The 19,401-nt window shown below is 53.1% G+C and carries 15 protein-coding genes and 1 pseudogene; 1 reads left to right on the top strand and 15 read right to left on the bottom strand.

What is annotated here, in order from left to right; translation table 11 throughout:
- A pseudogene (locus AUK29_03105) lies at positions 1-364 on the bottom strand (hypothetical protein).
- 63 nt (positions 365-427) lie between these two features.
- A complete protein-coding gene (locus AUK29_03100; protein OIP65201.1) occupies positions 428-1,060 on the bottom strand; it encodes a hypothetical protein in 633 nt (210 codons plus the stop codon).
- Positions 1,061-1,471: 411 nt separating this feature from the next.
- Between AUK29_03100 and AUK29_03095 the strand changes: the two genes are divergently transcribed.
- Entirely contained in the window at positions 1,472-2,731 is a 1,260-nt protein-coding gene (locus AUK29_03095; GenBank protein OIP65200.1) for a hypothetical protein, read from the top strand.
- Between the two features lie 27 nt (positions 2,732-2,758).
- On the opposite strand, the gene AUK29_03090 is transcribed toward AUK29_03095, so the two are convergent.
- The 13 genes from AUK29_03090 to AUK29_03030 form a co-directional block, all read right to left on the bottom strand.
- A complete protein-coding gene (locus tag AUK29_03090) occupies positions 2,759-4,252 on the bottom strand; it encodes a hypothetical protein (protein OIP65199.1) in 1,494 nt (497 codons plus the stop codon).
- Positions 4,249-5,784, bottom strand: a complete 1,536-nt coding sequence (locus AUK29_03085; GenBank protein OIP65198.1) for a hypothetical protein — start codon at positions 5,782-5,784, stop codon at positions 4,249-4,251. Before AUK29_03085 ends, AUK29_03090 begins: the two co-directional genes overlap by 4 nt.
- A 137-nt stretch (positions 5,785-5,921) precedes the next feature.
- Entirely contained in the window at positions 5,922-7,079 is a 1,158-nt protein-coding gene (locus AUK29_03080; protein ID OIP65197.1) for a hypothetical protein, read from the bottom strand.
- Positions 7,070-8,227: a hypothetical protein gene (locus tag AUK29_03075; protein OIP65196.1), complete on the bottom strand. Its 1,158-nt coding sequence runs from the start codon at positions 8,225-8,227 to the stop codon at positions 7,070-7,072. The genes AUK29_03080 and AUK29_03075 overlap by 10 nt, the downstream gene beginning before the upstream one ends.
- 92 nt (positions 8,228-8,319) lie before the next feature.
- Positions 8,320-10,224: an asparagine synthase (glutamine-hydrolyzing) gene (locus AUK29_03070; GenBank protein ID OIP65195.1), complete on the bottom strand. Its 1,905-nt coding sequence runs from the start codon at positions 10,222-10,224 to the stop codon at positions 8,320-8,322.
- A gap of 199 nt (positions 10,225-10,423) precedes the next feature.
- Positions 10,424-10,894, bottom strand: coding sequence for a hypothetical protein (locus AUK29_03065; protein ID OIP65203.1), 471 nt, complete (start codon positions 10,892-10,894; stop codon positions 10,424-10,426).
- Positions 10,895-10,943: 49 nt separating this feature from the next.
- On the bottom strand, positions 10,944-12,266 hold the full coding sequence (locus AUK29_03060) for a hypothetical protein (GenBank protein ID OIP65194.1): 1,323 nt from the start codon (positions 12,264-12,266) through the stop codon (positions 10,944-10,946).
- Complete coding sequence (locus tag AUK29_03055) at positions 12,224-13,330, bottom strand: hypothetical protein (protein ID OIP65193.1); 1,107 nt, start codon at positions 13,328-13,330, stop codon at positions 12,224-12,226. The genes AUK29_03060 and AUK29_03055 overlap by 43 nt, the downstream gene beginning before the upstream one ends.
- Positions 13,331-13,370: 40 nt before the next feature.
- Positions 13,371-15,005 (bottom strand): hypothetical protein, encoded by a 1,635-nt coding sequence (locus AUK29_03050; protein OIP65192.1) that lies wholly within the window; start codon positions 15,003-15,005, stop codon positions 13,371-13,373.
- A gap of 100 nt (positions 15,006-15,105) precedes the next feature.
- Positions 15,106-15,492 (bottom strand): hypothetical protein, encoded by a 387-nt coding sequence (locus tag AUK29_03045; GenBank protein ID OIP65191.1) that lies wholly within the window; start codon positions 15,490-15,492, stop codon positions 15,106-15,108.
- A 120-nt stretch (positions 15,493-15,612) separates the two neighbouring features.
- Complete coding sequence (locus tag AUK29_03040; GenBank protein ID OIP65190.1) at positions 15,613-16,368, bottom strand: RNA polymerase subunit sigma; 756 nt, start codon at positions 16,366-16,368, stop codon at positions 15,613-15,615.
- Between the two features lie 57 nt (positions 16,369-16,425).
- Positions 16,426-17,304, bottom strand: a complete 879-nt coding sequence (locus AUK29_03035; GenBank protein ID OIP65202.1) for a hypothetical protein — start codon at positions 17,302-17,304, stop codon at positions 16,426-16,428.
- Between the two features lie 299 nt (positions 17,305-17,603).
- A complete protein-coding gene (locus tag AUK29_03030) occupies positions 17,604-19,007 on the bottom strand; it encodes a DNA-binding response regulator (GenBank protein ID OIP65189.1) in 1,404 nt (467 codons plus the stop codon).
- Between the last annotated feature and the right edge of the window lie 394 nt (positions 19,008-19,401).

Here is a 19,401-nt window from a genome sequence, read left to right as displayed (position 1 = left end):
TCTCTCCGCCGCAGTTCGGGCAAGATAGCGGATCCACCTCGTAGATCTTTTTGATACAGTCCCGCCATGTCTTTGAGGGGATCTTCCTTACCTCATGCTCCGTTACATCAATGATCTCGAAGGCCTGGTCGGATTCTGGAGTCTCATCCCCCGGTCTCTGAATACCCTGTTTCAATCGCATACCTCTGGATCGGTTGGAATACCATCCGTAATACCGGACCATCTGGAATGATTTCTGCGGAATGTGTTGCGTAATGGCGGCAATAAACGCCGTGGCCTCATAGACCTCGAAGTTCTTTTTGTTCTTTCCATGCGTCATTTTGGACTGGTAGATGACATGACCTGTCTCTTCCGCATAGCTCATCTTCTCTACCGAAAAGGTGTTTCGAAGAATATACCGGGAGAGCCGCTCCCGTCCCTCCGCATCCTACCTTCTGATCCGCACGCCATTGTGAACATTGAAACCTAAATGACGCCAGATCAAGAGCTTGCGGATCGTCTCATCTCCGATCTTTCCCTCTGCCTTCAGCATGCCCAAGACCTTAGCACGGAAAATCTCCTCCAGAAATTTGAGATCAACTTTGGGCATCACATAAAAAGTGCCGGCCCGCTTAAAAAGCTCGTCCGAGACCAATGCATGAAGGTGGGGATGGAAGCGGTCCGGATATTCTCCAAAGGTTTGGATGGTCATGATGCACCCAGGGATGCCATGGGGAAGCTTGAGAGTGGTGCGTAGAAAAATGAGCAGGCTCTCGTAGGCGGATCGGCAGAGTTTGCTGAGAAGTCGCCGATCATACTTGAAGTAGACACGGAGCAGTATCGGAACGGTGAAGACATATTGGCGGTGAGGCACCGGATAAAGAATGGACTGGCCAAGACGGCCCCCGAACTCAATCACCTTTTTTGCGTGACAGGAGGGGCAGAAATGGTTGCTCATGAGGACGTAACCGTGAATCTTGACGGTATAGATCCCTTTTGTCTGCGCAAGGATTTCAAGAAACTTTATTCTGTCCGTATCATCATGGTATATCTTTCGCCTCTCATTCCCTCTGCAGGTCACATGATAGACCGCTCCGGGATACTGTATTCTTAATGGTCGGGTCATCGTGATGAATCTTATAATGCAAATAAGATCCGTTTGTCAAGTATAAAGATTTGACCCCCTATATATACCCCCCCTATATATACCCTATATATATTTTCCCAACCATCCAAATCATAGCTCTTGATCTCTCTAAACGCTTGCTTTACACTTACAATCGCAACACCGGACATGGGGTACCTCCTATCGAGTTAGGTTGATAAATGAAAAACCTTTCCAACCTCGTTAATGTACCCCATTCCTTTCCCTGACACAAAGAATGATACATTACCTGAATCAACAATCCCTTGACAGCGATTCACTGACATCTTATTCTGAACCGGTCTCTTTTCGGATCACCATTTTAAGGCTGAGATTTTAGGAGTACCCATGATCCTCACCGCAGACTGCATCCTTCCTGTCTCCTCCCATCCCCTGTACCATGGCGCAGTGGCCATTCAGGGTTCGAAGATCCTGACTGTGGGTGACGAACCATCCATCTGCCGCAGGTATCCGGATCTTCCGAGGCGGGACTTCAAGGGGTGTGTGCTGATGCCGGGACTGGTCAATGCCCATACGCACCTGGAGCTGACCCTGCTCCGGAACCGCCTCTCCCATCAGGGGGACTTTATCTCCTGGATTCTTGATCTGATCCGAGAAAAAAGAAAGATGACCCCGGATGAAATTGAGGAATCCATACGGGCCGGAGCGGAGCAAGGCCTGTCATCCGGGACGACCTGTTTCGGCGAGATCACCAATACACCCATCAGCCCTGAGATCCTGAGAGAGAAAGGTCTCCGAGGCGTGGTCTTCTTTGAAGTCCTCGGCAGGGACGAAAAAGATCCTGAACATTGGAAAAATGAACTGACCGGGAAGATCCGGAGCCTCCATGAGAGTCAAGGCGGACTCATCACCATGGGCCTCTCCCCGCACACACCTTATACCCTCTCCGAGGAGCGGCTGTACGTACTGTCCGGGCTTTTGAAAAAAGAATCTTTGCCGTATACCATGCATGTGGCCGAGTCCCGTGAAGAGCAGGAATACTTCCTTGAACATAGCGGGGGGATCAAGTCCCGCCTGTTCCCTGCCGTGGAATGGCAGGATCAGCCCGATCCCAAGGAGGTCGTCTCTCCGCTACTGTACCTGGACAGGCTCGGGCTGGTCACGGACCGGCTCCTGATCGCGCACGGCGTGCACCTTTCCCCCGGAGACATGGACCGGATCCGGAAGGCAGGGGCCAAGGTGGTGGTCTGCGCCCGGAGCAACCAGATGCTCGGTGTGGGCCGGCCTCCGGTTCCGGCCCTGATTCAAAAAAAGATCCCTGTAGGGCTCGGTACGGACAGCCTGGCCAGCAACACCACGCTTTCTCTCTGGGATGAGATGCGGCATGTTTACTCATCATTCAAGGACTCATCATCCATGACAGCGGATTCTCTCCTGAGGATGGCCACGCTGGGCGGGGCCGAGGGGCTGGGACTTGCATCGGAGATCGGATCCATCAAAACAGGAAAGGAGGCCGATCTGATCGCGGTGGAATGGAAGCGGTCAAGCGTAAATGATCCGGCCTCGGATCTGATCAGCAGAACGGATAACCGTCATATCCGCATGGTGATGGTGGGAGGGAGGATACTGATCAGTAGGGGAATATAGGGTTCAAGGGGCCAAGGGGTCAAGGGGTCAAGGGGTCAACTTTGTGGGATCCTTGTAGAAGATCGGATTGGCGACGATCCGGTACTTGTCCGCCCGGACTACGGCACGGACATATCCTTTGGCCCTGCTCGGTGTAATATCCTGTATCACATTGAGAGGGGTCTTCCCTTCGAGGGTGTAGAGGGTCTTTCCGGAATCGATGATCTCGATCCGGACGGGGACCTGAGCCGCATCACTGAAGTTTACGCTAAGATGAAGATTCAGTGATTCTCCGCGGGTTTCCACGGTCCCTCCGGAAATCTCGCTTTCCCCGTCTTGAGAGGCCAGTGAAAATGAATTCAGGCGGATTTTGGAATCCCCCCCCTGATACACGGCATACATCCTTCCATTGCGCATGGCGTTCAGGACTTGTTCACAGGTCTTTTCCTGAACCCAGAACACGGTCTCTCCCCTGTCCAGATAGGACCACGAGTTCTGCCCCTGCTTGTGGAAGTCCAGGCCGCAGAGCCCCCAGACCGGTTTTTTTCTTCCCCCATCACAGTATCGGATCAACGCCTGGTCCCATTCCTTGCCCGGCTCCGTTGCATGGATCGTATCCCCGTAGAGGGATTCGAATCCGGTATAACCATGGGTTGTGATGAGATCCGACGCATACTTTTCTGTTTGCATAAAAACTCTGGGGATTTTGAATCTTAGGATTTTTTTGTCGGGCCCGGTTTCGGTGACCCCGTAGTTCGCTTCCGGATGGGCCCAGAAGGTCATGCCGCCGTGCGCATCCGCATAATCAATGACCTCCTGGAATGGGGCTGCCCCCTGATTCCCATGGTAAGGATCGAAGAGTGAACTCTTGAACGGGTGGGCATTCAACGCTCCCAGGACGCCGAGAAGGAGTAAAATCCGCCCGGCAGTTTTGTAGATTCCCTTCCAGGTGATCAGGACCAGGCTCAAGAGAATGATCCCGAAGAATAGAAGGAACCGGGGAAGGAGTTTCATGACATACCGGGTCGAGAACCCGCTTTCGAGAATGGGGAGATGTTCAATGTCATCAGGGTTGGTCAGCCCGATCACATGGATATGTTTTCTCAACCCGTGGACCGTCAGGTTCCCCTTGAAGATGGATCCGGTCCAGTAATAAAACGGGGCGGATTCGATCCCCGGTATTAAAATCATGTCCGGGTTCTCGGCATTGAGCTTGTTGACCGCATCAAGATATTGACGCGCCCCCCGCTTCAGGACAGAGTTCCGTGAAAAGCCCAAGGATAGCAGATGACGGAAGGGGGGGATCCCATAGGACAAGGCGATGCGATCATGGTCGGTCAGAACGATCACGTCCAGCCCGCGTTTCCTGGCCATGTCGACCAGATCGGAAAGGGTATGGTCCCCGCTGCTGAAATCCGAGGAATGGACATGCACGGCGCCGGTCAGGGGTAGAAAGCCCTCGGCATGGGCTGATCGGCATGGAGTCATGATCCAAAGCGCCGCGCACAAAAGGAAAATAACCCGGATCATGCATCCCTTCATGAGACCTCCATGGCATCGCGTAGGAGATCCTGAACAAGCCCCTGGTTCCCCGGATAATCAACTGCACGGATCTTCAGCTCGACCTTTTGCTCCGACAGGGGGCCGAAGAGATCGGCCCTCATGTTTTCAAAGATCGTCTTCAACCGTTCGACCAGGTAATCCTTGCCCTCTCCTTGCTCCGGGGTCAGGATCACGAAGGATTCGTTTCCAAGAAAGGAAACCAGATCGCTGGACCGGATATTCTCCTGAAAGAACCGCCCCACAGACCGGAAGCGTTTACGCCTTTCCTCGATCTTCTTGAATGGATCCAAGAAAGAAATGAGCCCTTTGATCTCAAAGATCAGGAGCGAGAACTTCCGCTTGTCATAACGATCACAGCTGTTGATCTCCTCGATGACCCTGCGGGTAAAATACCGGTAGCTGCTGAGGCCGGTCTCTTCGTCAAGCATGGATTCTTTTTCCGATTCACGCAGGCGGATGGCCATCTTCTCTTCAATAAATGCGAGGGTCTTGATCCCGAGCATGATCCCCATGGCGATCAGGAGAAGGATGATCAGCGTGTAATCCACAGGGATCAGGGTCAGGACAAACGCCGTAATCCCGAGATGGATGCAGAAAAAATAGATCAGGAGCACCACGTTCTTCTCACTGATGCCGAGCCTGACCAGCCGGTGGTGCAGATGTTCGTGATCGGCCGAGAAGAGATCCCGCCTGACCCTGCTCCGCCGGATCAAGGCCATCAGGGTGTCGAGCACCGGCACCGCCAGTGCGGAAAGGGGAATCAGGAGCGCCATGACCGTCGCGCTCTTTTGTATGCCGTGGATACCGATGACCGACAGAACAAAGCCGAGGAACATGCTCCCCGCGTCGCCGAGAAAAATCCGGGCAGGGAAAAAATTGTGGTGAAGAAACCCCAGACAACTCCCGGCCAGGATGGCCGTGATGACCATGTCCATGGGATCGTTCCGATTGATGGCCACGGCAAAAAGCGTCACGGAGACAATGAAGGCAATGCCTGAGGCCAGGCCGTCCAGACCATCAATGAGATTCATGGCATTGACCATGCTCACGACCCAGATCACCGTGAGAATCCCGCCCATGATTGCGCCAAAATGGATCTCTCCGCCGAATGGATTGGTCAAGACCTCGATCCGGAAGCCCAGGACGGCAAGGATGACCCCTGCAGCGGCCTGCCCCATGAGTTTCACGCTGGGACGGACTGAACGGATATCGTCGATCAGGCCGGTGATCAGGATCAGGCCTCCGCCGAAAACAAAACCGAACATGACCCTGCGCCCCTCAATGGAGATACTGGGAATGTAATAATAATAGACCGCCATGAAGACCGTCAGAAAAGAAACGAAGACGGCGATCCCCCCGAAGTAAGGAATATTTCTGGAGTGGATCTTCCTCCCGCCGGGCCGGTCCACACATCCCAGCCTGAGGGCCAGGCGTCCTGCAAGGGGTGTCAGAATCCAGCAGAGCAGGAGGGAGGAAATAAAGAGGACCGAATAAAATGCCGGTGAATCCATGATGTCACCCGACCTTCCCTTTGCTTTTAAGTCCCCCTTTGCAAAAGGGGAATGGAGGGGGATTTCTGGTCGTGCATGTGAAAAAATCCCCCCTAACCCCCTTTTTCCAAAGGGGGGAAAACATCCAGAGGTCTAAACTAACAAATTTTAAGATAGACATCATACAACGCCGTGATTTCTCTGACCATGGTCCCGGCGTCGTATTTCTCGTTGATTCTTTTCCTCGCGGCCTCGCCCATCTTTATGATTAATTTCGGCTCCCGCATCAACCTGAGCACGGCATCGGACAGGGCGGCCGGATCTCCCGGCGGAACAAGCAATCCGGTGACGCCCTCCACAACCACATCGGGAATCCCTCCCACATTGGACGCGACAACCGGCTTGCCGCAGGCGCCGGCCTCGAGGAGGACGCGGCCCATCCCTTCAAAAAACGAGGGGAGGATACAAAGTTCGCATAAAGAGGTGATCTCTGCAATCTTCGTCCGGAATCCCGCGAAGACCACAGAACTCTCAATCCTTAGATTCCTGCTCAGTTCCTCAAGTTTCGGCCTGAGGGGGCCTTCTCCTACCAGAAGAAGCTTGGCATCCGGTATCTCTTTCACCACATGGGCCATGGCGGAAAGCGCGACGTCATGCCCCTTCCCTTCCCAGAGTTTCGAGACAAACCCGATGACGCGGCTCTTTTTGTCAAGTCCGAGTTCCTCCCTGAGACTCCCTTGTTCCTTTTTCCCGTATCCATGAAACGCATTCAGGTCAATCCCGCTGTAGATTTTCGAATACGATGCCCCTCTCAGGATCCCTTCCTTCCCGGCCCAGTCAATCATGGGCTGGGAAATAAAGATCGTATGATCCGCCCAGGGAGCAGCCAGTCTCTCCAGAAGCCTGAAGATCGTGCGGCGCAGAAAGAACTCTGACTGGTGAAAGGCAAACCCATGCACCGTGTGGATGATAACCGGCGTCCCTGCGAGCCTTCCCGCCAATCTTCCGAGGAAGCCTGCCTTGGAGTTGTGGGTATGGACGATGTCGATCTTCTCCCGTCTGAGGATCCTGATGATCTCAAAGAGCGCAAGGACGTCCTTCAGCGGGTGAATCGGCTGGACCAGGTTTCGTACTTCATGGACCTTCATCCCGGCCTCCCGCACGATCTCGTTCAACTTTCCTCCTGGGGCGCAAGCCAGGGCCGATTCAAAACGATCAACGGGAATCCCCTTCATGGTCAGGTAGGTATTGATCCCGGAGCCGCTCACCACGGGGAGGGTATGGACATGAAGGACCCTGATTCTCTTCACAGGCATGTCTCCTGTCTCAAGGCGAGACGCTCAACGATTTTTTGAAAGACCTCTTCAGGCCGGATCTTTCTCATGCATTCCCGCTCTGTGCATGTAAAATCCGTGCACGGGCTGCATGACACAGGGTGATGAATGACCACATGGAACCCTTCAGGCCCATACGGTCCATACCGGCCGGGTTTCCCAGGCCCGAAGAGAGCGATCACGGGTATTCTTAGGGCCGCGGCAAGATGCATGGGGCCCGTGTCATTGGTCACCATGAGATCAGAGGTCTCGATCAATGCCGCAAGTTCCGGAATGCGGAGTCTCCCCACCAAATCCGCCGCCCTTGCTTTCATCTTCGTGATGACGCCATCAGCCACAAAACGGTCCTCCTCCCCCCCGACAAGGATGAGCCTTGCGGAAATCCTTTCGGAAAGCAGATCACCGAGCACGGCAAAATCCTCCTCAGGCCAACGCTTGTACACGGCATCCCCCCCTATATTCAGGATGATGCAGGGGCCTTCCCCTGATGAAATCCCTTGCCGGTCCAGAACCTTTTGCAGAGATGCACGATCCCGATCATCCACAAAAAACTCGGGACCATCGCCCGGATCAAAAGCTCCCAGCAGGTTGACCACATCCAGGTTCAGTTCCACCTCGTGCCTTTGTTCATAAGACGGATCATCCCACGAATCGAAGATCGAAAGATCGTAGAATCCTCCCCTGCCGTCCGTGTTTCTTCCGGCCGTCAATCCTGCCTTGATGGCCTTGCAAAGGATCTTCATCCTGAAGGCCCCTCTGTCCGAGAAGAGGTGATAAAGGTTGATCAGCAGGTCATACCGTTTTTTCCTCAACCGGTAGAGCAGGCTGAGAATATCCCAAAGATCCTTGACCTTGATCCGGTTGGCCATGCCCTGGGTTCGGATCACATAGATATCGTCCAGATAAGGGCAATGCTTTAAGAGATCCTTGCACTTCGGGGTCGCCAGAAGATCAATGGCCGCATCAGGGAACCTTGCGCGGAGCGCCCTGAGCGCCGGAACGGCAAGAATCAGATCACCGATCCCCGCCGCCTTGACCACCAGGATCCTCTTGGGAAGAAATCCGCCGCCTCTCATCATCACCTTACCTTGTCTGACTTGGTGGCCCTGTTCGTAAATAGGATGAAGCATCGAGAGGATCGTAGGGTGGTCTCATCAAGGCGCGCGACTGAGGCGTAACCTCTGTGGTACGTCGCAGGGAGCGCAACTTTGATCCGAACGCCCTACGGTACTCGAATGCCATCGTATTTACGAATAGGGCCACACATAACAGACTCCTTTTCCGGACATGCCTCCCGGTCCATAAAGAGCCTGCACCATATCTCAAAAGTCAGCAGCGCCCAGATCTGGTGGGTGAGGACCTGCCTCCCCTGGAAATGGTCTTCGATCATCCGTTCAACAAAACCGGCGTTAAAGACCCCTCTTCCCATGGCTTGCTGCGACAAAAGGGTCTCGCGTACGAACCCCTGCAGGTCCCGTTTGAACCACGCGCCGATCGGCACCATGAAGCCCTGTTTCTTCTTCATCAGAATCTCTCGAGGAAGCACATCTTTCATCATGGACTTGAGCATTCCCTTTAAATGCCACCCGTTCATCTTGATCTTTGCCGGGACATTGATCATGAATTCGATCAGATGATGGTCGCAGAAAGGAACCCGAAGTTCCAGGGAATGGGCCATACTCATGGCGTCGCCCATGAACAGGAGGTCATCAGGAAGGTAGGTGTTCAGATCAAGATAGGATACCCTCTGCACCTCATCGAGTTTTGTCTCCTGACCCATGAACGTCCTGTGGATATCGGTCTCATCACAGCTCACGAGCAGATCCTTGAAGTCATCCGAATACAGGGCCCCTTTCATCTCCGGGCTGAAAAAGGAGATCCAGCTTAGATACCGTGACACCGGATCCATGAGCCCTCCTCTGACAAACCGTTTGATCCATCCGGCGACATTCCTGCTCCGTGTACTCTCGGGGAGCCGTCCGGCCAGGGGAGAGAAGAGATACCTTCTGACGGAATAGGGAACCGAATCGTAGATCCTTGAGAGCCGGACGCCCAGGTATCTCGGATACCCGGTGAAGACCTCGTCCCCTCCGATCCCGCTCAAGGCAACGGTCACGTATCTTTTCGTCTCCCGTGAGATCAGATAGGTCGGGATGGCGGATGAGTCCGCGAAAGGCTCGCCCATCGCGCGGATGATTTCAGGGATCAGAGACACCACGTCCGGCTGGAGGATGAATTCGTGATGATCGGCGCCGAAGAAATCGGCCGTCATGCGCGCTGAATCGAGTTCGTTATAGGAGGCATCCTCCTCGCCGTAACCGATGGAGAAGGTCTTGACCGGCCCGCCGGAATATTCGGACATCAGGGCCACAAGGCTTCCGGAGTCCATCCCTCCGCTCAGGAATGCCCCCAGCGGGACATCGCTCACCAGGTGCATCCGGACGGATTCACGAAGCAGGGATTCCGCCTCTTCCCTGTATTCAGCCTCGCGGCGGCCTGTTAAACGGGAATGACCCTCCTGCAGATGAAGATTCCAATACCGCCTGATCCTGATCTTCCCCCTGCAATACGTCAGGGTATGGCCCGGAGGAAGCTTTCGGATGGAACGGAACATGGACTTGGGCGCAGGCACATAGAGGTAGGTCAGAAAATCATTCAAAGCCCCAGGATCCAACCCGTCCGTGGATATCCCGGCGCTTAGAAGGGCCCTGACTTCAGAGGCGAAAACAAGGCATTTCCCGTCAAAGGTATAAAATAGAGGCTTGATCCCCAGCCGGTCCCTGGCAAGAAAGAGGGTCTCTTTTTCTCTGTCCCAGACGGCAAAGGCAAACATCCCCCGAAGATGGTTGAGACATTCCTCGCCGTATTCTTCATAGAGATGGACGATGACCTCGGTATCCGATGAGGTCGTAAACTTGTGGCCGCGCCGCGCCAGCCCGGAGCGTATTTCATGAAAATTATAGATTTCTCCATTGAATACGATCCAGACGGATGCATCCTCGTTAGAGATCGGCTGACGGCCCCCCTGACAATCAATGACGGCAAGACGCCTCATGCCGAGGGTGACCTCCTTTTCTGAAAAGATCCCCTGATCATCCGGGCCTCGGTGAAAAAGGGCATCACACATCCTCTCCACGCACGCCGGGTCACTTTTCCCCGCAATCCCTGCAATTCCGCACACAAGGTCTCCAAAAGAGTGAAATGATGGAAGTTGAATGAACTAAAAGCGTTTTTATTTTATTTTAATACACTTAGCCCATTTAGACAATATTTTATTCACCAAAAATATGACAAAAAAGAATCTGGAAGGGTCTGCAAGAGTATCTTCAGATTGGATCGGACAGCAGAATTTTCAGGTCCAGAACAATCAACAGCCGGCCGTTCAATCGGATCACCCCATGGATGAATTCCGCAGGAGATTGGGATTCAAAAAACGATGGAACGGGATCAATAGATGATGCCTCAATTCTCAAGACCTGAGACATGGAATCCACGGCCAGCCCCGATACCTTGCCGTCATCGTTCACGACGATAACCCGTGAATCTTCCGGTGAGGGAGCGGAAGAAGAGATTCCGAGTCTTTTCCTTAAATCCACAATCGGGATGATTTTTCCACGGAGGTTCATCACTCCCATAAGAAAAAACGGCGTCTTGGGGACGCGGGTAACTTCGGGAATACGGAGTATCTCCTGGGCAGACCGGATATCCAATGCGTACTCTTCCCTGTGCACAAAAAAAGTAACGAGCTGGATCCATGAGACCTCTTCCGCCTTTTCTTTTAAAAGATCACCGGTCATGATGCCTTCCAACACGGTCCGGGAATCAGCGGCCTTCAACCGCCTTCACTCATTTCTTAACCTGAAAGACCGACAACCTATGAAGAAGTTCCGATGCAAGCGCGCTCAATTCCCCGCAGGCATTCAAAGACGTCTCGCTTCCTTTCATGGTCTCCCTGCTGACCTGTGATATGTCTTGGGCGTTCCTGGCAATCTCGTCCGAGGTTTGGCTCTCCTCCTCGGTGGATCTGGCGATCTGCATGATCATGTCCTTCACCTGTGTCACGCTCTCGACAATCTTCTGCAGGGCATCGCCAGACTCCCGGGCCTTCAGGGTCCCTTGCTCCACGTCTTCAATCCCCTCACACATGGCGGCAACCGTATCTCCGGTTTCGTCCTGGATCTCCTGGATCATCCTGTCGATCTCCTGGGTGGCCTTGGAGGTTCTCTCTGAAAGTTTCCGCACTTCATCGGCCACAACGGCGAATCCTCTACCCTGCTCCCCGGCATGGGCCGCCTCAATCGCCGCGTTGAAGGCCAGAATACGGGTCTCTGCAACGATGTCATGAATCACCTTGGTAATCTTGCCGATCTCCTGCGTCCTCCTGGAAAGGGACCCTCCCATATCGCCGACCTCATGCAGGATCTTGGAAACCTGGTCCATGGATTGGATGGTTTCACCGGTCTTTCGGTTTCCCTGCTCCGCCATCTCAACCATTTTTTCCGCTGCATGAAAGGATTCCGAGGCATTATGCGCCACGTTTTGTATGGTCTTGTTCATCTCTTCAATGGCCGTTGCAATAAAGTCCTCCTTCCGGTTCTGATCCTTCATGCCGGCCGCAATCTGCTCGGAGGTGACGTGCAGTTCCTCAGCAGAACCGGCCACCTGCGTTCCAAGGGCGGCGACATCCTGGAGGATACGGCCCAGACCCGTCTTGATCCGAAGGAGGTTTTCATAAAGACCGCCGAATTCGTCGCGGGTCTCCACAGGATCCGCTTGAGAGACAAAGTCACCGGATGCGATGTATCCTGTCAGGTCGGAGAGCCTGCCGAGCGAATCCGAAACCTTCCTTGATAAAACAAACATCAGACACCCATTAAGACATAAGATCCCGAAGATCACGGGAAAGAGGGTCTCTTCAACTCCGCTGATCCTTGCCTTCATCTCTTCCATATCCGGTATCGCTTCTCCTTTCCGGTCCGGCCCGGATTCAGGCGCCTCCACGCCGTATGGGATCGTTTGGATATGGGCGGACTTCAGTTCCTCCAGGAGCCGGTAGGTGAGCCCGCTCAGGAAAAGAAGACCCAGCGAAACAAGAATTGCAAAAATGGTCATTTGATGTTTGATCTTCATGATGCCGCCGCTCTCCTCTTTTGTATATCCCTTTCCCATTCCGTCTCAATGCAGCCGACAATCCTTTCGGAAAGACGGCTCAACGGCACGATATGATCCACAATGCCTATCTCCACTACGGATCTGGGCATGCCGTAAACCACACAGCTCTCCTGGTCCTGGGCCATGGTCTTCCCGAGGTTCTCTTTGATGGCTTTCATTCCTTCCATGCCGTCATGCCCCATGCCGGTCATCAGGATTCCCACCGCCCGATCTTTGTAGACCTCGGCCACGGAACGCATCATGACATCAACGGACGGACAAAATCCGGATTGATCGAGTCCCATGAAGAGCCTGATCACCCCCCTTCCCTGCTTGTTTCGGATGACCGAAAGATTCTCTCCTGCAGGGGCGATCAGGACGCGGCCGGGAACGATTTCCTCTCCGTCTTCGGCTTCCTTCACGGTGATTTTGCTTATTCGGCTCAGCCGGTCGGCAAGGGCCTTTGTATATCCTTTGGGCATATGCTGTACGATCAGCACGGCGGCAGGCAGATCTTCAGGAAGATAAGGAATCACATCATTGAGGGCGCAAGGCCCCCCTGTGGAGGCCCCGATGGCCACAACCTGGAAGGCCTTCTCAAAGCCGGCATCCACCCATTTCTTTTTGACGTCCGGCTCAAAGATCCGCTTTTTGCTCTTACGAGCCGGATGGGATACGGCGCAGGCCCTGACCTTCTGAATCAGGGTATCCCTCATCCCGATGATCCCTGTATTCATATACTGGACACGCTTCGGAATGAAATCCACAGCCCCCATGTCCAATGCCTGAAGGGTTTGTACGGCCCCTTCCTGAGTCACTGAACTCAGCATCAGCACGGGAAGAGGCCTTTCTTCCATAATAATCCTGAGCGCCTCAAGACCGTCCATGACCGGCATCTCGATATCCAGGGTCACCACATCCGGATTCAGCGCATGGACCTTCTCAAGCGCTTCCATCCCGTCCCTTGCCAGACCGACGACTTGAATCTCCGGATCGGTCTCGAGCAGTCTTTTGACGGTCACCCTCATAAAAAATGAGTCATCAACAACCAATACACGTATAAACTTTTTCAGATCCGTCATACTCATATTTTAATCGCGCCATACGAAAAGCAAGAACAGGTCATACCATGACATGTTGACCGATCAGCCCGCCGGCATCGAGAATCATGACCACCTTCCCTCCGCCGTTGACCGTTGCGCCTGAAAATACACGGTTCGTTCCAAGGTCATGGCAAAGGGGTTTAATCACGATCTCCTCCTGCCCTTGGATCTCCGATACCATCAGCGCGGCCTTCTTCTCCGCCGCTTTGATCAGGACGATATACATCCTGGCGCCGACTTCCATTCCGGAAAGTGGAATATCAAACTCTTGGGAAAGTTGAATCAGAGGAACGAGCTCACCGCCGATCCTGACGGCTTCCGTCTCCCGGATGGTATTCATTTCTTGGGCGGAAAGACACAGGGTCCTGATCACGGAACTCAGGGGAACTGCAAATGTCTCCTTTCCCACACCGATCATCAAGGCCCTGATGATGGCCACGGAAACCGGAACACGGATCAGGAATCGGGTCCCTTTTCCGGCATGGCTCTCCAGGGTGATGGAGCCGTTGAGCCTCCCGATGTTTGTTTTGACCACATCCATGCCGACCCCGCGGCCGGAGGTTTCCGTAACCTCTTCCGCCGTGCTGAATCCCGGCATGAAAATCAAGTTCAGGCATTCCTTTTCCTGGAGTCTTTCCGCCGAGGCCGGATCCAGCCATTTTTTCTCCACCGCTTTTAGGCGCAGTTTTTCCGGATCCATTCCCATCCCGTCATCTTCGACTTCAATCACAATCTGATCACCCGCATAAACCGCTGCAACACCTATTTTCCCTGTCTCAGGTTTTCCATGAAGCCTCCGAATGTCCGGGGCCTCAATGCCATGATCCACGGCATTTCGGATCAGATGCATCAGGGGATCCGTGATCTCTTCAATGATGGATTTGTCCACCTCCGTATCCCCTCCGGAGACCAGGACATCTATCCATTTCATGTTCCCTTTTGAAAGATCTCGCACTATTCTTGGTATTTTACTGAAAACCTTTTGCATCGGCTGCATGCGGGTCTTGAGCACGGCCGTCTGCAGATCCTCGGTCAGGGATCCAAAATGAAGGACGGCATCCATTAGAGACTGGATCTTCTCATCATCGCCATAGGCTGCCTCCAGTTCCCGGTTGATCTTGAACAGCCGGTTCCGTGCAAGAATCATTTCCCCAACCAAATTCATCAGGGTGTCGAGCCGTTCCACGTCGACGCGTACGGTCTGATCTTGGCCGGAATCAAGGCGCGTTTTTCCCTGAAGACCGGTTTTCAGAAGATCCGGTTCTTCCCGCTTTTTTTGATCGGGAAGCCTGCCGCCGGGTCCAACGGCCTCCTTCCCTGTTTTGATTTCGAGAAGCCCCGCCTTGATGCGATCCACCGCCTGTAAAATCACATCCATGACTTCCGGAGTCAACATCACGGCCCCTCGTCTCAACTGATTGAGGAGGCTCTCCGACCGGTGGGCCGCTTCGGCGATCCCGGACAATCCGAGAAACCCGGAAGATCCTTTAAGAGAATGCATGATACGGAAAACGCCGTTCAACAATTCCTGGTTTTCCGGATCTTTCTCCAGGTCGATAAGATCGGATTCCAGCTTGGAGAGGTTCTCCCTGGTCTCCTTGATGAAATCATCGATCATCTCCTGCATCTCATCCCGGAACTTCTCATCAAACATAGGCCTGACCTATTGATGGACCTTTCTCATCCGTGGTTCATGATTTTCTCCATGCAGACCTTGTACCGAAGAAGCCTGTTCAGCTTGATCCATTTGATTTTCAAGCCGGGACCCCGCTCATCCCGATCAACGGCAGGACTTTCGCCAAAAGGTTCTCTCTGGATATGGGCTTGATCATATACTCAGTAGCCCCGGCCTGGAATCCTAAAGTCCGGCTTTCTTCATCCGCCTCCGTGGTCAGCATCATCACCGGCAGATTGGAGGTTTCAGCAAGATTCCGTATTTGACGGATCAATTTAAAGCCGTCCATCCTCGGCATGTTCAGATCGGTGATGACGAGGCAGACGTTCCGGACGGCTAATATTTCCAGCGCCTCTATGCCGTCCTGTGCGGTGATGACCTCCAATCCCTGGGTTCTCAGGGCAAAGGAGATAAACTTCCTGATGATACTGTCGTCATCCACGATTAAGATCCGTTTTCCCGTCATCTTACCTTTCCAGGAGAGGAGATGCCGATCACTCGGGGTATGAAACGCCGTCTATGGAAGGACCTGGGCTGAAGGCCAGTCGTATCAGATCGTCAAGGCGTCAGAGACTGCGCCCGGCAGTTACCCTTCAAGATACCTCCTCAATTTACCCCTCATACGGAGCATGGCCTTCGTGTGAATCTGGGAGACCCTCGACTCCGTAATATTTAGAACCTTACCGATCTCCTTCATGGTCAGCTCATCATAATAATAGAGAGAGACCACTTTTTTTTCGTGATCCGGGAGCTCACCTATGGCCTTGGCCATCAGCATCTGCAATTCCTTCTTTTTCAGGACGTTGAAGGGATTTTCCTCAGCGTCTGCAACCAGGGATTCCCGGATCTTTCTGGAAATTCCTGAATCCTCATCTTCGGGTTCTATACTGACCAAAGACAGCCCTCTTGTACGATTCAAGAGGTCATAAAAATCATCCATGGTGATGTTCAATGCCCCGGCAACCTCTTCGTCGGAAGCCGGCCTTCCGACCCGCTGTTCGATTTCCGCATAGGTCTTCTCCAGCACAGCGGATTTCTGACGGACCGAGCGCGGGATCCAGTCCCGTGAGCGCAAATCATCCAGCATCGCGCCTCTGACCCTGAACTCCGCGTAAGTCTTAAACTGGATGTTTCTGGAAGGATCAAACTTCTCGACGGCGTCCATCAGTCCGATGACTCCTGAATTGATCAGATCCTCCAGATCCACATGGGAAGGAAGACGCATGGCGAGCCGGTGAGCGATGAACTTGATCTGCGGCGCATACTCCAGAATGATCTCATTTCTCCTCAAGGCATCCAGCTCCGCCGAATTTTTTTTGTATCTTCCCTGAGCCTTGTTCATTTCATCCCTCCTGCATAGGACTTACGGCATCTCTGATCATGGCCGCTGAGCACTGAGTCAGGCAACCTGAAAAAGTCTCTTCCAAAAAAACTGGATGCTGCCTTTGGGAGAGACCATGTCGGATGGCGCCGCCGCCATGCCCCGTGCGATTCTTCGGAAACATTGACTGGCCGGAGACTCCGGAAGGATCTCGACAATGGCCTTCTGTCTCCGTACCGCTTGAGTCATATCCGGATCAAAAAGAATATATCCGAGGTAGTCTAATGAAATATTGAGAAAACGGTCCGTGATGTTGCAGAGTTTTTTATAAACGCCCTTGGCTTCTTCTTCGGACGTCACGGAATTGATCAGTAATTGGAACCGGTTTTGAGCATGGTTTTGCGACATAACGGCCATCTGGGCATAGGTATCGGTGATGGTCGTCGGTTCAGGAGATGCCACCACGATGATCTCATGCGCCGCCGTATTGAAGAACATGACATTTTCCGAGATTCCCGATCCGGCGTCGATCAGAAGAAAATCTATGTCGTCATCCAGTTCGTCCATCTGGGTGATCAGATCGGTCTTCTGACCGTTGGAAAGTTCCGTGACATCATAAAGCCCCGAACCCGATGCAAGGATTCGGATTCCCCCGGGTCCCTGGATGACGATATCACGGATTCTCTTCCGTCCGGCGATCACATCGTTTATATTGTACCTGGGGCTGACCCCCAGAAGGACATCCAGATTCCCAAGGCCCAGATTGGCGTCCAGTATCATCACTTTTTTCCCGAGACCGGCAAGAGCGACACCCAGGTTGGCTGCCGCATTCGTCTTGCCGACGCCCCCCTTGCCGCTCGTGATGGAAATCACCTTGACATGCCTTCCATGCTCCGGGTTCACGGTATGCAGCAGCGTCTCAGCTTGGTCCGGATTTCTTCCCATGGTTTCTGATATCTCACGACGTTGATGGGGCCGAGTCTGCATACAGGATGTCCTTTTTCATCTCCTGCGCCGTTAAATTTCACTACGCGGTTTTAAAAGCAAGTTATATGCCAAAAGCTGAATACACGGCATTGTTTGAACATAATAATTTTTTATTTTTTGTTTACAGGGTGTTGCTGCTATAAGGTGAGAAACGACTTGAGGCAAAAAAGGGTATGGGAATAGGGTACGGCGTGCAGATTGGACGATGGGCCTGTCAAAGTTATGTCTGCCGGCAATCCTTTGACATCCGCCGCCTCAGGCTCATATTATCAATGCGTGCCGGCGGCATCTTCGGCCCAGCCGTTCAGTTTCTTCTTTTTGATCTTTTCCAGGAGGGTGGTTCGGTTCAGATTGAGGAGTTTTGCCGCCTTGCTTTTCACTCCGCCGGCCTGCTTTAACGCCTTGATGATCAGTTCGTTTTCAAAAGATTCGACGGCTTCATTCAGGGCGATCCCCTGCTCCGGGAAATCAACGGACCGGATGGATTGAAGTTTCATGGGGGCATGAAACTTCTCCGGGATATCCTCTATACAGACCCATTCCCCTTCACAAAGAATAATCATCCGTTCGACCAGGTTCTCGAGCTCTCTGACATTGCCGGGCCAAGCATAGGATTCCAGACATTGCAGGGCTTCCTTGGTAAAACCTTTGAGATTCCGGTTCCTCTCATGGTTGAACCGGTTCAAGAAATGCCGGATGAGGAGAGGGATGTCGGATATCCGATCCCTCAAGGGGGGAATATGAATGGGAATGACATTTAATCGGTAGTATAAATCCTCCCGGAACATCCCCCTTTTGATTTCCTTTTCCAGGTCTTTATTCGTGGCCGCAATGATCCGGACGTTGATCTGTATGGTCTTGGTCCCTCCAACCCGTTCAAACTGCTGCTCCTGAAGCACGCGCAGGATTTTAACCTGAAGCTCCGGAGGCATCTCACCGATCTCATCCAAAAAGAGCGTCCCTTTATCCGCAAGTTCGAAGCGTCCGATCCGTGAGAGGGCCGCCCCGGTGAACGCCCCCTTGACATGGCCGAAAAGCTCGCTTTCCAGGAGGTCTCTCGGGATCGCCGCGCAGTTGATGGGAATCAGAGGGGCGTCAGCCCTTGGGCTGTTGAAATGGATGGCCCGGGCCACCAGTTCCTTGCCGGTCCCGCTCTCCCCCTGGATCAGAACCGTGGTATCCGCATCCGAGACCTTGTGTATCAGGCTTTCCACCCGCTGCATCCCCTCGCTGTCACCGATGATGTTCCTGAAACTGGACGCCTCGCCGACCAGACGTTTCAGATTCTTATTCTGGGTCTTCAGCGTCCGGTATTCCAGGGCGCGCTTCACCGTCAATATGAGTTCGTCGATTTTGAATGGTTTCGTGGTGTAGTCGTATGCCCCGGCCTTCATGGCCGCCACGGCATTATCGATCGTGCCGCAGCCGGTCAGGACAATCGTCATCAAAACCGGATCGACCTGCTGGATTCTCCTGATCAGTTCCAGTCCATTGATCTTCGGCATATTCAAATCCGTGAGAACCAGGTCAAACGATGATTCCTTCAAAATGGAAAGGGCCTCCTCTCCGTCCTGTGCGGTAACCACCTCATAGTTCTCCTGCCCGAGTATACCCGCCAGGATCTCCAAGGCGCCTGGTTCATCGTCTACCAGCAGAATCCTGTTCCTGTTCATGAACCGCCTCCAGGCACATGCTTTATAAAATCAGGTTCTTCTCCCATTTAGTGGGTAAAAAGGGTTCGAGGATTCCAGGGTTCAAGGGGTCAAGTGCTTGTTTCCCAGTGACTTTATCAGTGCCTTGAGCATCCGCTCAACCTCCTTGATATCACTATCTTTCTTCTCCAGGAAATCTTTTTGTTATTTTATAAATCTCCAAGCATAATTGATAAGACTTCTGCCAAACCTTTAGCTCCTTGTAATGTTTCAGCACTTCACTTGACCCCTGGAATCCTTGACCCCTTGACCCCTGATTTTTTCACCCACTCTTTTGGAGATGATCTTGAAATCATAAGACACCGCTTAATGCCCGCCTGCTGCTTGAGCGCCGGTTGGAAGGAAGACCGTAAAA

It is taken from the genome of Nitrospirae bacterium CG2_30_53_67, assembly GCA_001873285.1.
Lineage (GTDB): Bacteria > CG2-30-53-67 > CG2-30-53-67 > CG2-30-53-67 > CG2-30-53-67 > CG2-30-53-67.
This window is presented reverse-complemented; position numbering and strand designations above follow the sequence as displayed.